A 13,982-nucleotide genomic window follows, 5' to 3' on the forward strand; every position below is an offset into this window, starting at 1 on the left:
CTCACGCCTTCCCAGTCGGTACGGGACTGAGTGAGCTGACTTTCCAGCCGGCGCCGGCACGGGTGAGCACGGCCCGATAGCGGTGCCGCTCGGTGGTCGGCGAGCCGCTGCTCGGGGTGATTTCCAGGCTTACGGTGGTCAAAAGTGTGGCGGTCCCGGCCGATTCGTCCATCGTCACCACCGCGGCCGCGGTGACCGTGCCAACCGCAGTGGCGCTGGCTTTGCGCAGCTGGCTGACGGTGTCTGCCTTTACCCGTACCAATTCCTGGTGCAGCGCGCCGGTGGTACACGACAGCCAGCGGTTCACGTCCACTTCGGGGCTCTGCCGGCGAACCGTGGTGAGAGTGGCCACGGACTGCCGGCCAGCGCTCAAAACACCGTCCCGCAGCTGGCCGTACCGGACGGCGGAGCTGGCGTTCGCCTGCTGCAGCGTCCATCCGGACCAGCCGGCGAAGGCGACCGCGACAGCTAGTACGGCCACGCCGATTTTCCAGCGACGGCTCACTTCGACACCCCCAACAGCCCATCCATGCTGTTCGGCACCGGAGCCGGCGGGTCGGTCAACCCGGCGGCGGTGCCGGCCAGCGCCTGCGGCGGATCGACCACCGTCGGCACTCCCCCGCCGTACGGCGCGTGGGCGGAGCCGCGGACGAGAATGCCACTGCTGGCCGGAGAAGTGCATTTCGCCGCGGTGTTAAGTGGTGCTTGCGGGGTGGTGTCCAGACCGTTCCGATAGTCGGTGCCGCCATAGCCCGCCACGCATGGCAGCGGGTTGAAGAACGTCACGGCCATGCCCAGGTGCAGCGCGTTTCCTTGCACCACGGTCGATCCGATCGCGGTGGCCGTCGGGGTCAATGCGAGCAGCTGGTTCAGCGCGCCGGTTCGGGTCTCTACGACATTCGTCGTGGTGAGCAGGTTTGCCAGCAACACGCCCAAACCCGGGTCGGTGTCGGTGAGCAGGCCGCTGATCTGGGTGGCCGCACCGGGAGCGGCCGCGATCAGCCGGCGCAGGTCCGGGTCGGAGGTGGCCAGCTGGTGCGCGAAAAGTTTCGCGTCCCGGCCGAAAGACACCAACGCGGCGCTCTGGTCCGCCTGAGTTTGCAGGACCGTACGCCCATTCACGATCAGCGCCGAGGTGGCCGGCAGGTTCTGGTCCGCCGCCTGCACGAAGTCGCCGGTGGTGTCCAGCAGGATCTGCAGGTTCGGCCCCTGGTTCTGCAGCGCCGCGTGTAGTTCGTTGACCACCACCTGCAGCGACTCGGTCGGCACCGAGGTGGCGAAACTGTCCACGCTCAGCAACAAAGTCTGTACCGGGATCGGAGTTTGAGTCTGCTCGACCGCGATCGTCGAGCCGTTGCTCAGATACGGTCCGGAGTCGCTGGTTGGCCGCAGGTCCACATACTGCTCACCGACCGCGGACAGGTTGGTCACCACGGCCCGCGCGTTCACCGGGATATTGGCCGTCCCGTTGGTGATTTGCAGATCGACCTGAATACCGTCCGGAGTCAGCCGAAGCTCGCCGACCCGGCCGATCGAAACACCCCGGTAAGTCACGTCCGCATTGGTGTAAATGCCGCCCGAAGACGGCAGATTCACCGTCACGTCATAATAGCCGCGCAGACCCACCAGCGGGCCGAGGCCGGCGTACCGATAGCCGACGAAAGCGATGACCAGCACCGCGATCACCGCGAAGGCGATGACTTTCGCCCGTACTCCAACGGTCAACATCACGGGCTCCCGGTGGGACTCGGGCTGCCACCGGATGGGGACGGCGAGCCGGACGACGGTGCCGATCCGGAGGGCGACGAGGAGCCTGAACCGGACGGTTTGGGCTTGCCACCGGGGCGGCCCGGTGGAGATTGGCTGGGTGGGCCGAAAGTTTGGCCGGTGGTCGTTGGATTCACCGGCGGCAGTGGCAGCGGCACCGCGTTGTTCGCCGCGTTGCTGGGATTCGGGTCGGTAGGAGCGGCTGGCAACACCGGTGGGATCAGCACGGTCCCGGGTGCGGCGACCACCGACAGGTAGACGTTGAGGTAGTCACCGCGGATCGCGTTCAGCGAGTAATCCGTGAAGGGATAGGTGAAAAGCACCTGCAACGACTGCGGCAGCGCCTGCCCCGAGGCAGCCAGCTGGCGCAACGTCGGCTCCAGCGCTTTCAGATCCGCGACCAAGTCGTTCTTGCTGCGCTTGATCGTGTCGACGGCGACGCTGGACAGCGAATTCAACGCGGTCAACATCCGGACCAGGTCCGGCCGCTGCTGGTTGATCGCCTGCAAACCGGGCGGCAGCGACTGCAGCACCCCGCTGATTTCCTGCCGCTGGTTCGCCAACGTGTGGGACAACTTGTCCAATGCGGTCAACGCGTCGGTGATGTCCTGGCGATGTGCGTTCAGCGAAGTGGCGAGAGTGTTGAGATTCGCCAGCAGGGAACGGATCTGCGGCTCGTTGCCGGACAAAGCCGAATTCAGCTCGCGGGTGATGGTCTGGATCTGCCCGATCCCGCCGCCGTTGAGCAGCATCGACAGCGCGCCCAACACCTCCTCGACGGAGGGGTTCCGATTCGTACGATCCAAGGGAATCGTCGCGTTGTTCACCAGCCGGCCGGTGCCCGGCTGGCCGGGCGGCGCACCCAGCTCCACATACTTCTCCCCCAGCAGGCTGCTTTGTTCCAGCCAGGCATAAGAATCCGCGGGCAGCTTCACATTCGCGTTGATCAGCAAGGTGAGATTCGCGGTCCAACCGTTGGTCGGCAGGTCGATGCTCTCCACCCGGCCGACCGCCACCTCGTTGACCTTCACCGCGGACTGCGGCACCAGATCCAGCACGTCGGCGAACTGTGCTGTAATGCGGTACGGGTGGGCACCCAGGTCCGCGCCGCCGGGCAGCGGTAGGTCGTAGATTCCCTTGTAACCGCCCGATCCGCAGCTGGCCAGCAGGGCGCCAGCCAGCACCGCCACCAGCAGGACGGAGAGTTTTCGAAGCGTACCGGCGGTCATTTCGCGCCTCCCGAGCCGTAGGCCTGGCCAACCGTGGGCAACGGCAGCGGCAGCGCCGGGCTCTTGCCGGCCGGCACCGGGGTGAGCTGCGATGGCTGTGGTCCCATGCTGATCTCGTTCAGGTTGGCCCGGCCGTCCAGCGTGTGGGTGTTCGGGTTGTACGCGGCCGCCAGGTTGGTCAACGCGAGCGGCGCGGTGTCCAGCGTCTCGGCCAGCGACGCCCGTTGCGCGACCAGGATCGCGGTGATCTGGGCGAGACCGTCCACACTGGACTTGAGCGCGTCCCGGTGGGTCTGGATAAACGTACGAATCTGGGTCAGCGCGGTCGCCAATGTCTTCAGCGCGTTCGACAGATCCTGCCGATCAGCCGCGAGGAACCCGCCGACCGTCGCGAGTTGTTGTTGCACAGCACGGACATTCGCGTCGTTGTCTCGGAGCATGCCGGTGAACTGCTGCAGGTTGGTCACGGTGCCGAAGAAATCGTCCTTGGAACCGGCGAGGGTCCGGGTGGCCTTACCGAGCTGGGAGATCATCGTGCCCAGCGCGGCACCGTTGCCGTCGAGGTTGGCCGCCGATGTGTTCAGCAAGTCCGAAAGCGCGCCTTTGGAGTTCGCGCCGTGCGGTCCGAGCGCGTCGGACAACTTCGTCAGGCTGGCATAAAGCTGGTCGATTTCCAGCGGGGTAGCCGTTCTCGTGATCGGAATGACGGCGCCGTCCGACATCGGAGCGCCACCGGTGTAGGCCGGGCTGAGCTGCACGTAACGGTCCGCGACCACGCTCGGCGACACGACCACCGCGCCGGCGTTGGCCGGCGCGTCCACGTCGCCGTCGAGGGTCATGGTGACCCGCACCTCGGTGCCAGCCGGGGTCACCGTGTTCACCGTGCCCACTCGTACGCCGAGAATGCGCAGGTCCGACCCGGGATAGACGCCGACCGTCTGGGTGAAATAGGCGGTGATGTGTTTCGCTTTGACGTCAGCGAAGACCCACCACACCGCGGCGGTCAGCACGAGCAGCACCACGACCCCGGCGGCGGCCAGCACCCGCCATCTTCCGGCGGTCATCAGTTGCCTCCGTTTTTGGGCGGCTCGCAGCCAGTCGGCGGTCCGCTGCCCGGCGGCAGGTACGACGGCGGCACGACCCCGCACACGTACGAGTCCAGCCAGTGGCCACTGCCCATCGTGTTGCCGATCAGCCGGTAGTACGGGCCGGCCAGCGCGAGAGCCTGGTTCAGGTTGGCCTGATTCTGTTTCAGGACCGACAAAACCGTGTTCAACGACTGCAGCGTCGGCCCGAGTTGGGTCTCGTTGTCCCTCACCAGGCCGGAAATCTGGGTGGCCAGCGACTGGGTGCCGGTGAGCAGTTGGCCAATCGCGGTGCGCCGCTGGGCCAGCTCGTTCAACAACAGGTTGCCATCGGCAAGCAGCGCGTCGAATTCGCTGTTGTTGGCGGCCAAAGTGCCGGTGATCTGGCGGGTGTTGGCCAGCAGCTGGGCCAGTTGCGCGTCCCGGGAAGCGATCGTGGTGGACAGCGCGGCCAGCCCGGTCACCGCTGAGCGTACGTACGGTGTGGCGCCAGCGAAAGCGCTGGAAATAGCCTGAAAGCTCGCCGCCAGCTGGTCCGTGTCGATCGCCCCGACAGTGGCCGACAGGCCGTTGAATGCCTGCACCACGTCGAAAGGCGAGACCGTACGGGCCCGCGGGATCGTCGCCGACGGGTCCTGGTCCTTCGCCCCGAGCGGGTCGACAGAGAGGAATTTGGCGCCCAGCAACGTCTTGATCTTGATCGCCACCGTGCTGGCGTTGCCCACCCACGCGTTCTTCACCCGGAAGGTCGCCTTCACCTGGGCGCCGTCCAGCCGTACGTCGGTCACGTCACCCACTTTTACCCCGGCGACGAGCACGTCGTCCCCGGGTTTGAGGCCAGCGGCCTCACTGAAATCGGCGCTGTACGCCGTACCAGCTCCCACTACCGGCAGGTCGTTCCAGTAGAAGGTGAGCAGCCCGATCAGCGCCATCGCGACCACGCCGACCAACGCGACCGCTATCGGATTACGCTCTCGCAGTGGCTTCACGGCGTTCCCACCGCCGGGCCCTGCTGAGCGAGGCAACGGCCGTCCTTGATCGGCCGTCCGGTCGGCGGCTGGCTGCCGTCCGATGTGGACAGTCCGGTCACGGTGGCCGAGCAGAGGTAGAAATTCAGCCAGGAACCGTACGACGCGAGGGTGCCGATCCGACCGAACTTCACCGGCAGGTTCGTCAGGAAGGAGTTGAGCTCCGGGGTGTTGCTGGCCAACGTACCGGAAAGTCTGCCGAGCGAGGCGATGTCGCTCTTCAGCGGTGCGCGGCCCAACTGCAGCAGGCCGGCGGTGCTGGTGGTCAGGTCGGCGATGCCGCTGACCGCGTCGCCAATGGGTGCGCGGTCCGCCGCCAACCCAGAAACCAGTTGTTGCAACGTGACGATCAGGTCAGTCAATTGCCCACCACGCGAGTTGATGGTGTTCAGCACCGCGTTCAGATTGTCAATCACCTGGCCGATAACCTGGTCCTTACTGGCAAGCGCGGTGGTCAGCGTGGCGGTGCTGGCGACCAGGCTGGTCACCGTGGTCCCGTCGCCCTGCAACACCTGAACGATCTCGTTGGACAGCTTATTCACGTCTTCTGGCGACAGGGCCTGGAAAAGTGGCTGGAAACCATTGAAAAGCGCGGTCAGGTCCAGCGCCGGGGTGGTCTGGGTGACCGGGATCAGGCCACCTGGCGCCATCACCTCGTCCACCGGCCCGGTGCCGCGAGCCAGGTCGATATAGCGCTGGCCCAGCAGGTTCAGATATTTGATGGCCGCCGTTACCGAAACCGGCAGCCGACGGCCCGGGTCCACCGAGAACCGGACCTGCGCGAGCCGTCGGTCGGCGATCTGGATCGACTCGACCTGGCCGACCCGAACCCCGGCGATCCGCACTGTGTCCCCCACCTGCAGGCCGGTGACATCGGTGAACTTCGCCGCATAGTCCGTGCCGCCACCGAGATTCCCGTTCACGATGGTCAGTGCCAGAATGCCGGTCGCCACCAAGGTCACCAGCGTGAACAAGCCGCTTTTGACCAGTGCTCCGGTAAGACTGGGTCGTCTCATTGCAGCGTCACCTCCGCGCCGCGGTAGATCGGGCCGACCAACACGCTGCTCCAGTCCGGCAGCTGCGACGGCGACTGCCCGACCTGAGGTGCCACCAGCTCGTTCACGAACTGGTTCTCGGTGGCCGAGTTCGGCAGGCCCAGGCCGCCATTGGTCGTACTCACCGTCGGCGTTTGCGGCGACCCCACACCGGTCGCGGTGAAAGGCCGGTCGGTCGGATAGCAATGTGGCTGACCGCCGCCGGAATACGTGGGGGTGTCCTTGCCAGGCAGGTAACGGCCACGCGACGGCACCGAGTCGATCTTGACGTGCAGGCCCGGCTGGTTGGTGCCCTTTCCCAGAACTTTGTCCATCACCGGCACGAAAGCGGCCATCTCGGCGAGCACGCACGGATATTCCGGCGAGTATTTCGCCAGGATCTGCAGGGCCACCCGAGAGTTCGCGGACAGCCGGATGATGGTGTTCTTGTTCCTGCTCAGAAAGGTCTCCAGGTCGGCGGAGGTCGAGGTCACCGACTGGTAGAGCGTCTCCAGGTTCGTCCGCTGGTCCAGGATTGTCTGGGTGGTGACACTGAAATCGTTCAGCGCGTCCACGATGTCCGGCGCGGCTGACGCGTACGCGTCGGCGACCGTCACCAATTCATGGATGTCGTTAGTGAGGTCGGGGAGCTGCGGATTGAATTTCGTCAGGTAGTCGTCGAGCTGGACGAGCGTACGCCCGAGCTGCGGCCCTCTTCCTTGCAGTGCCTGCGAAATCGCCGTCAACGTCTCGGCCAGCTTCTCCGGCTGCACCGCAGTCAGCAGCGGCAGCATGTCGCCGAGCACCTTGTCCAACTGGATCGCCGCCGCGCTGCGATCCAGGTCGATGGTGGCGCCGTCGCTGAGCTTTTCCGGGCTGGGCGTGGCCGGGATCAGCAGCGCTACGTACCGGTCCCCGAAAAGCGAAGTCGGCAACAACTGCGCGGTCACGTTGGCCGGCAGCATCGGCACGTACTGCGGGTCGATGGCCAGCCGCAGCCGGGCTTGGCTGCCATCGCTGGAAATCTGCCGCACCTGCCCGACCACCACTCCACGGACCTTCACGTCTGCGTCCCGGTGCATCTGGTTTCCAGCCGTACCAGCCAACAACGTCACCGAAAGCGCCGAACTGAACGCTTTCTGGTAAACCGCCACCGAGAGGCTGGCCAGCAACACGAACACCAGCAGGAACGCCACCCCGACCAGGCGGCGTCCGGTTTTGGACCAACCGCGCCTCATCCGGCGACCTTCACCGTCGTGGTGGCTCCCCAGATCGCGAGGCTCAGGAAGAAATCGGTGATGCTGATGGTGACAATGGCGGTGCGTACGGCCCGGCCTACCGCGATGCCCACACCCGCCGGTCCGCCGCTGGCCCGGTAGCCGTAATAACAATGCGCGAGGATCACCATCACGCTGAAGATGAGCACTTTCATAAAGGACCAGAGGACGTCTTCAGGGGGTAAGAAGAGGGTGAAATAGTGGTCGTACGTGCCGGCGGACTGGCCGTCACCGAAGACCGTGATGGCCCTGGAGGCGGCGTAAGAGGTGAGCAGCCCGAGCGCGTAGAGCGGCACGATCGCGATCGCGCCGGCCAGAATCCGAGTGGTGACAAGATAGGGCACGCTCGGCAGGCCCATCACCTCCAGCGCGTCCACTTCCTCGGAGATCCGCATCGCGCCAAGCTGCGCGGTGAAACCGGCGCCGACGGTGGCCGACAGTGCCAGGCCCGCGACCAGCGGCGCGATCTCGCGAGTGTTGAAATACGCCGAGATGAAGCCGGTGAAAGCCGCGGTGCCGATCTGGTTCAGCGCCGCATAGCCCTGCAAACCCACCACCGTGCCGGTGAAAAGGGTCATCGCGACCATCACGCCGATCGTGCCACCAATAACACCAAGGGCACCGCTGCCAAAACTCACCTCGGCCAGCAGCCGGATGATCTCGCGGGTGTAGCGATGGACCGTACGTGGCGTCCACCCGATCGCCTTGACATAGAAAATCAGCTGGTCGCCCAAAGCGTCCAACCACGCCAGCCGACGATCCAGGAACCCCGTTCCCTGATCGCTCGCGTAGGGATTCGCCATTGCTCAGCCACCCTTCGGCGGAACGATCTGCAGGTAGATCGCGGTCAGGATCAGGTTCACGAAGAACAGCAGCAGAAACGTGATGACCACCGACTGGTTCACCGCGTCACCGACACCTTTCGGGCCACCACGCGGATTCAGTCCCCGGTACGCGGCCACTACTCCGGCAATATAACCGAAGATCAGCGCCTTGATCTCGCTAATCCACAAATCCGGCAGCTGCGCCAGCGAAGAGAAACTCGCCAGGTACGCGCCCGGAGTGCCGCCCTGCATGATGACATTGAAGAAATAGCCACCCAACACGCCGACCACCGAAACCATGCCGTTCAGCAGGACAGCGACCAACATGCAGGCCAAAACCCGCGGCACCACTAGCCGCTGGACCGGCGACACCGCCAGCACCTCCATCGCGGCGATTTCCTCGCGGATCGTACGGGCACCGAGATCCGCGCACATCGCGGACCCACCGGCGCCGGCGATCAGCAGCGCTGTCACCAAAGGACTCGCCTGCTGGATGATCGCCAGCACACTCGCGGCGCCGGTGAAACTCTCCGCACCGATCTGCTGGGTCAGCGATCCCAGGTGCAGAGCGATCACCGCGCCGAACGGAATGGACACCAAAGCGGTCGGCAGGATCGTCACGCTCGCGATGAACCAGAACTGCTCGATGAACTCGCGGGTTTGGAACGGCCGCTTGAAAAACAGCCTCGCCACGCTGCCACCGAGCGCGAACAGTCGGCCGGTCTGGCGCATCCCGCCGACGGCCTTGCCCAGCACCGGAATCTCGCCCCAGTCGCGGCGCGGCCGGCGCGGCGGCGCCGAAGCACCGGGCGGGCGCCCCGCGGGCGGCTGCGTCTGGGTTGTCATCGCGATGTCCTCCGGTGGGCTTTCAACGCTTGGGTTCCGGGATAACCGGCGGGCACTGGTATGGCACCGGCACTGGGAAACAACCCGGCCCCTGGGTCATGCGCATGAAGTTGCCCGGCCCGGAAATGGACGCGGTGAACAACCCGTCCAGGTCCTCCCCCACCCCGCAGTCGGCGAACCGTGGGATCGTCACGGTTCCGGCGAAAGTGCCGCCGGTGTCGGCCGCGTAGTCACCTTCCGCGTTCAATGTCAGGAACAGGTTCTCGAAGGTGTGACAGTTTGGTCCCACATCAAGGGAAGTGCCATTGACCTTCACCTCGTAAATCCGCAAGGACATCTGCACGGTCGAAACGGTGGTAGTGATGTACGTGCCGTCCGGTTGTGCCGCGGAATGGGTCTTAATGACCATGATCCCGACCTGCGTGAGTTGCATAGTCGCCGCCGTCGGCATGAAGCCGAAGGTCAGGAAGGTGCTTTTGGCCGGTGGCAGCGTCAACTGCCCGTTGGCGACCACGTCCACATCGCCGGTGACCGGGTCGAAGGTCGCGTCGAAGATTTTGAGGTCGATCAACCCCGGGCCGACCAAGGCGGCCCCGTTAAGCTTTTGTACGTCGGAATAGCCGACGAGGTAGGCCGAAGCGGGCGTCGAATTGGGCTCGTCGTCCAACCGGCCGGCGGCGGACTTGTGCGTACCGGCCGCGCCGACTTTCAGCGGCCCGCCGGGCAATCGTGAAATGCCAGAGCCGGCACTGTTCTGGGTCGCGGCCACCGGCAAGGACGCCAGCTGCGTACCGGAGTCATCCGTCGTCGTACACATGACCTGGGTGTCTTTGGCCCCTGCTGAGGAAAAGGTGAGAGTCAGCTGGGTGGCCACAAAGGACAGTCGACCGGGAACGGCGGACGTCACCGGCTGCGCTTTTCCGTTCGCTTCCCAGCCGATATCACCACTGGGCGGCGCCGACTCGCCGGTCGCCGGCGGCACGGCCGTTGTCGTGGGGGTGGCCGGGAAAGTCCAGGTCGTACGAGCCCCGATCCCCGCGATCGCTGGCACCACTGTCAACTGCGCGCTCGCGGTCGAGCCACTGGCGATGCCGGTGGCGGCCGGCACCGTCAGGCTGAGCCGAATCCCGCTCGGCTGAATGGGCTGTCCGACCGCGCCGGCCCCCGGCAGGGTAACCGCCACCCGCGCGGCCACTGGCTGTGTCCCGGATGGCTGTGTCCCGGAAGGGAAGTGGCAAGTGAACGGGACAGGCACGTCGGCGTTTTGCTGTGCGGTAGCCGAACTGGACCCACCAGTGAGCCCTGCGGCGATCGCGAGGACACCTGCTCCGATCCAGACAATCGACCGACGGCCGGCCTGTCGCCACCTGCCACGCATTCACACCTGCCCTTCTGTCCGAGACACAGCCATCCAGGACGTTGCGTTCGCCAGACCGCTGCGACTTACGGGCTGGTGATGGCGATCGTGTTCGGAGTGATCGTGTACGCGCCGCTGAAGGTCGGGTGGTCACCGTTGTGGATGAGCCCGAAACAACCGCTGGCGCCGGAAACCGTCAGCTGCGTACCAAGAGCGGCATTCAGCGTCGGGTCGACATTAAGCACCGCGGTGCTGTTGGTGTACGTGCCGGCCACCGAGCCGGACACCGTGGCCGCACAGCCCGGGCCACTCAGCGCCGCCGTGACGTTCGTGATCGTGCCCTGGGTGACGCCGCTCGCGTAGTTCACCGCGTTCAGGGCCCACACACCGCTCTGCGTCACGGTGAACGTCAGGCCGGCCGGACCGGTGCAGTGCACAAAGGTGATCGACGTGATCTGCGCGATGTTGGTGCCGGGCAGGCCGGTCCCGTTCGCGATCGTGCCACCGGCCGTCGAGGAGGTGCATTTGAGGACGACGCCACCATCGGTGAGGGTGGTGGTGCCGGCCGCGCCGCTCAGCGTGCCGCCCGGGCTGCCAGTCACGCTCCACGTCGGAGCGGCCTGCGCCGGCGCCGCGCTCAGGGCCATCGCGGCAGCTGCTACGCCGGTCAAGAGAATACCCGCTAATCGCTTACGCACTTTCCTTCTCCTTCTTTCTGGCTGCGAGCTCTGGACGACTGCGCACCAGGGTCGACCGTTCTGTGGGGCACCAGACACCGCGCCAGCACGCGTTTTCCGGCCCAAGCCGCCCCGGCAAGGGTTTTCCGGCAACGGTTTTCCGTGCTCCGCCACAGAGTTTCGGCGACGTTGCTGTCCATCGGGAACGGACGCCTGCTCCACCACCACCTCCCGTGGCTAGTCGCCTTTCTCACCGGTCCCGATCCGTCGGGAACGACGGTCCGTGCTGACCTTGCTGCGCCGTGAGAACGTACGCACTGGGGCACCGGTTTTCCAAGGCCAGCAGGCACTTTCGCTCGAGCCGGCGGCGGATGTCCGGTTTTGCTCATCCGCCGGTAACAAAGTGGCAGATCCGCGTTTGTCCATTAGTGACAAAGACCACGGCGCTCTACTGACTGGTATCTACCGGTGAGTAGAGTCCCGGTACCGATCAAGAAACCGGCTATGAGCTGGTGATCTGAACCGTGTCAGGACTGATCTGAGCGGTCTCGTTGACAACCGGATGGTCCCTGTTGTGCGCTCTCGTTGAAGCAGCCGCTGACGCACGACAGAGACGAACGTGGGATCGCCCTCACCGGCATATGCCGGCGGGTGACATAGCGCCCGTAGTAGTCGTAGGAGTCACGCCCTACCAAGGGGGCGGGAAAGCCGGCCGCAGGGCGAAGGGGGCACAGGTGATTGGAGACAGCAGCCCGCTCCAGCACCAGCGGTCTCGAAATATCAGCCCCACGCTCCTGAGCCTTACTTCAGAGACCCAACGTTCTCGCTCGCAAGATTTGAACGCGCGCGCTCCACGTTTCGTTGGAATCATTGTGAAAGTATCCATTTCCTGATTACCCGTACGCCATCAAACTGTCGGTGCCGGCGGTAGAATTAACAGCATGGCCGCCGGCGACGACACCACCACTCCAGAACTCTGGAGGTGTGACCCGGACGAGCTCGGTGAGCTGCTGCAGGCAAAGGAGAAAGCGGTCCGGCTACTGCAGGTCGAGGTGTTGGACATTGTCGCGGCGATCCACCGGGGAAACGTCGGCAAGACGCTCGGGCACCGCAACACCCTGGGCATGCTGCAAGACCTCCTGCGACTGTCCCCAACAGAGGCGTCCCGACGCTACAAACGAGCGCTGAACCTGTGCCCCAGTCAAGCCCTGACCGGGGAAACACTCGCACCCACACTCAGCATCGCCAGTGAGGCGATGCGTCGCGGTGAGCTCGCGGACTCTCAGATCGACACGATTGTTGGGGTCATGACCAGGCTCCCGGCCAGGGTGACCATCCGGGATCGTGAGGAAGCTGAAGCGTCCCTGGTAGAGCACGCGAAACGGTACACCGCACCCGGCCTAGCCAAAGTCGGCCGTCGGATCCATGATCACTTGGACCCTGACGGTCCGGCGCCCTCCGAACACGAAAACGAGAAACCACGCAGAGAACTATCCCTGCACACCGGGACAGACGGACGCCTGAACTTCACTGGCTCGTTCGACGGTGAAACCGGCACCCTCTTCAGTGAGATTCTGAGCCCACTGGCCAAACCTCGTCCGGCTGAGAATGGTACCCCTGATCAGCGGTCGGTGTCTGAGCGCAACGGGGACGCGCTCGCGGAAGCGTTGAATCTGATCGCGGACTCCGGGAAACTCCCCATCCAGGGCGCTGAGCGGCCGCATCTGACTATTACGATGACGTGGGAAATGCTGCGGGACCGGCTCGGGGTCGCGTACCCGCACAGTGGCGCACCGATTTCCCCAGAGGGCGTCCGCCGGCTGGCTTGTGACGCGGACATCATCCCGATGGTGCTGGGCAGCGACAGCGTGCCCCTTGATGTTGGACGCAACGAACGACTCATCACACCAGCCCTACGCAAAGCCCTGATAGCACGAGACAAAGGCTGCGCCAGATGCGGCCGACCACCCCGCTGGACCAGAGGGCACCACGTGCAGCACTGGGCCGATGGTGGGCATACTTGCCTTGAAAATTGCGTGCTCCTGTGCGATCGCTGCCATCGTTTAGTGCACCACGGTGGTTGGGATGTACGCATTGTTGACGGAATCGTTGAATTCCTGCCGCCCGCGTACGTTGACCGCGAACGAAGACCCATCCGCGGGATTAATCAGCTCGCTGCATAGAAAAATCCACCCGGCCGCCGGGCAGCACCACGCCCGGCGGCCCACAATCCTGCAGACGAACCATCACCCCTTCGTTCTCAGCAGACCTGAACCCGAGAACCACCGACAAACAGCGCCAGATTTAGCAGCGACACACTACTACCAAGCCGGTAGTGAGTTAAGGGATATTTGAGGCGTGGCGTAGGGTGGTTGACGGAAGGCATTTTGGCGGTGTGGGAGGTTGTTGGCCCATTTGTGCAGCAACCGTCCGACTGCGGTGGTCGCCAATTTTTGGCGGCGAGCAGGCGAAGATTTACTGTTACTAGCGGGCCGGGCCCATCCTCGTACCGGTAGTTAGCAAGCCCGTTGTCAACCGCGGGCCGGCCAGCATCCAGTGCCAGGCGGTCCTGTGGTTGGCGATAGACAGCCATAAACCAAGTCCATTCCGTCACACCATCGTCGGAAAGTCGACTATGACATCCGCGTCTTGGCAGTAGGCGTGCGTGACCGAGCGACTCTCGCTGGCCGTGGTGAGCCCGGGATCACCGGGGGCGTCCTTCCTACCGTTAGAACGGTGGTGGTGGGTATTCGTCGTTGGGTGTGACGTCGTACGTTCGACCGGTGGGGCTTGTCCACAGGAATCGGCCTGGTGTTGGTTGGGTGACGGTCCAGCCGTGTTCTTTGATGTCGTTGTGG

The 13,982-nt window shown here is 64.8% G+C and carries 12 protein-coding genes; 1 reads left to right on the forward strand and 11 read right to left on the reverse strand.

Features of this window, described 5'->3' with window-relative positions; translation table 11 throughout:
- Position 1: 1 nt before the first annotated feature.
- The 11 genes from ABD301_RS18125 to ABD301_RS18175 form a co-directional block, all read right to left on the reverse strand.
- Positions 2 to 505 (reverse strand): hypothetical protein, encoded by a 504-nt coding sequence (locus tag ABD301_RS18125; RefSeq protein WP_344311419.1) that lies wholly within the window; start codon positions 503 to 505, stop codon positions 2 to 4.
- On the reverse strand, positions 502 to 1,728 hold the full coding sequence (locus ABD301_RS18130; protein WP_344311420.1) for an MCE family protein: 1,227 nt from the start codon (positions 1,726 to 1,728) through the stop codon (positions 502 to 504). The genes ABD301_RS18125 and ABD301_RS18130 overlap by 4 nt, the downstream gene beginning before the upstream one ends.
- Entirely contained in the window at positions 1,728 to 2,996 is a 1,269-nt protein-coding gene (locus ABD301_RS18135; protein WP_344311421.1) for an MCE family protein, read from the reverse strand. The genes ABD301_RS18130 and ABD301_RS18135 overlap by 1 nt, the downstream gene beginning before the upstream one ends.
- Positions 2,993 to 4,060, reverse strand: coding sequence for an MCE family protein (locus ABD301_RS18140; protein WP_344311422.1), 1,068 nt, complete (start codon positions 4,058 to 4,060; stop codon positions 2,993 to 2,995). The genes ABD301_RS18135 and ABD301_RS18140 overlap by 4 nt, the downstream gene beginning before the upstream one ends.
- Complete coding sequence (locus ABD301_RS18145) at positions 4,060 to 5,070, reverse strand: MCE family protein (protein WP_344311423.1); 1,011 nt, start codon at positions 5,068 to 5,070, stop codon at positions 4,060 to 4,062. Before ABD301_RS18145 ends, ABD301_RS18140 begins: the two co-directional genes overlap by 1 nt.
- A complete protein-coding gene (locus ABD301_RS18150) occupies positions 5,067 to 6,125 on the reverse strand; it encodes an MCE family protein (protein ID WP_344311424.1) in 1,059 nt (352 codons plus the stop codon). The genes ABD301_RS18145 and ABD301_RS18150 overlap by 4 nt, the downstream gene beginning before the upstream one ends.
- Entirely contained in the window at positions 6,122 to 7,381 is a 1,260-nt protein-coding gene (locus tag ABD301_RS18155; protein WP_344311425.1) for an MCE family protein, read from the reverse strand. Before ABD301_RS18155 ends, ABD301_RS18150 begins: the two co-directional genes overlap by 4 nt.
- Positions 7,378 to 8,223: an MlaE family ABC transporter permease gene (locus ABD301_RS18160; protein ID WP_344311427.1), complete on the reverse strand. Its 846-nt coding sequence runs from the start codon at positions 8,221 to 8,223 to the stop codon at positions 7,378 to 7,380. The genes ABD301_RS18155 and ABD301_RS18160 overlap by 4 nt, the downstream gene beginning before the upstream one ends.
- Positions 8,224 to 8,226: 3 nt before the next feature.
- Positions 8,227 to 8,976 carry an MlaE family ABC transporter permease gene (locus ABD301_RS18165; protein WP_344311437.1) on the reverse strand — a complete coding sequence of 250 codons (750 nt, stop codon included), beginning with the start codon at positions 8,974 to 8,976 and terminating at the stop codon, positions 8,227 to 8,229.
- A 136-nt stretch (positions 8,977 to 9,112) separates the two neighbouring features.
- On the reverse strand, positions 9,113 to 10,468 hold the full coding sequence (locus ABD301_RS18170; protein ID WP_344311429.1) for a DUF6801 domain-containing protein: 1,356 nt from the start codon (positions 10,466 to 10,468) through the stop codon (positions 9,113 to 9,115).
- Between the two features lie 65 nt (positions 10,469 to 10,533).
- Positions 10,534 to 11,145, reverse strand: coding sequence for a hypothetical protein (locus ABD301_RS18175; protein ID WP_163567539.1), 612 nt, complete (start codon positions 11,143 to 11,145; stop codon positions 10,534 to 10,536).
- Between the two features lie 920 nt (positions 11,146 to 12,065).
- On the opposite strand from ABD301_RS18175, the gene ABD301_RS18180 reads away from it, so the two are divergent.
- Complete coding sequence (locus ABD301_RS18180; RefSeq protein ID WP_163567538.1) at positions 12,066 to 13,307, forward strand: HNH endonuclease; 1,242 nt, start codon at positions 12,066 to 12,068, stop codon at positions 13,305 to 13,307.
- Positions 13,308 to 13,982 lie beyond the last annotated feature (675 nt).

Source organism: Fodinicola feengrottensis, from assembly GCF_039530045.1.
GTDB lineage: Bacteria > Actinomycetota > Actinomycetes > Mycobacteriales > HKI-0501 > Fodinicola > Fodinicola feengrottensis.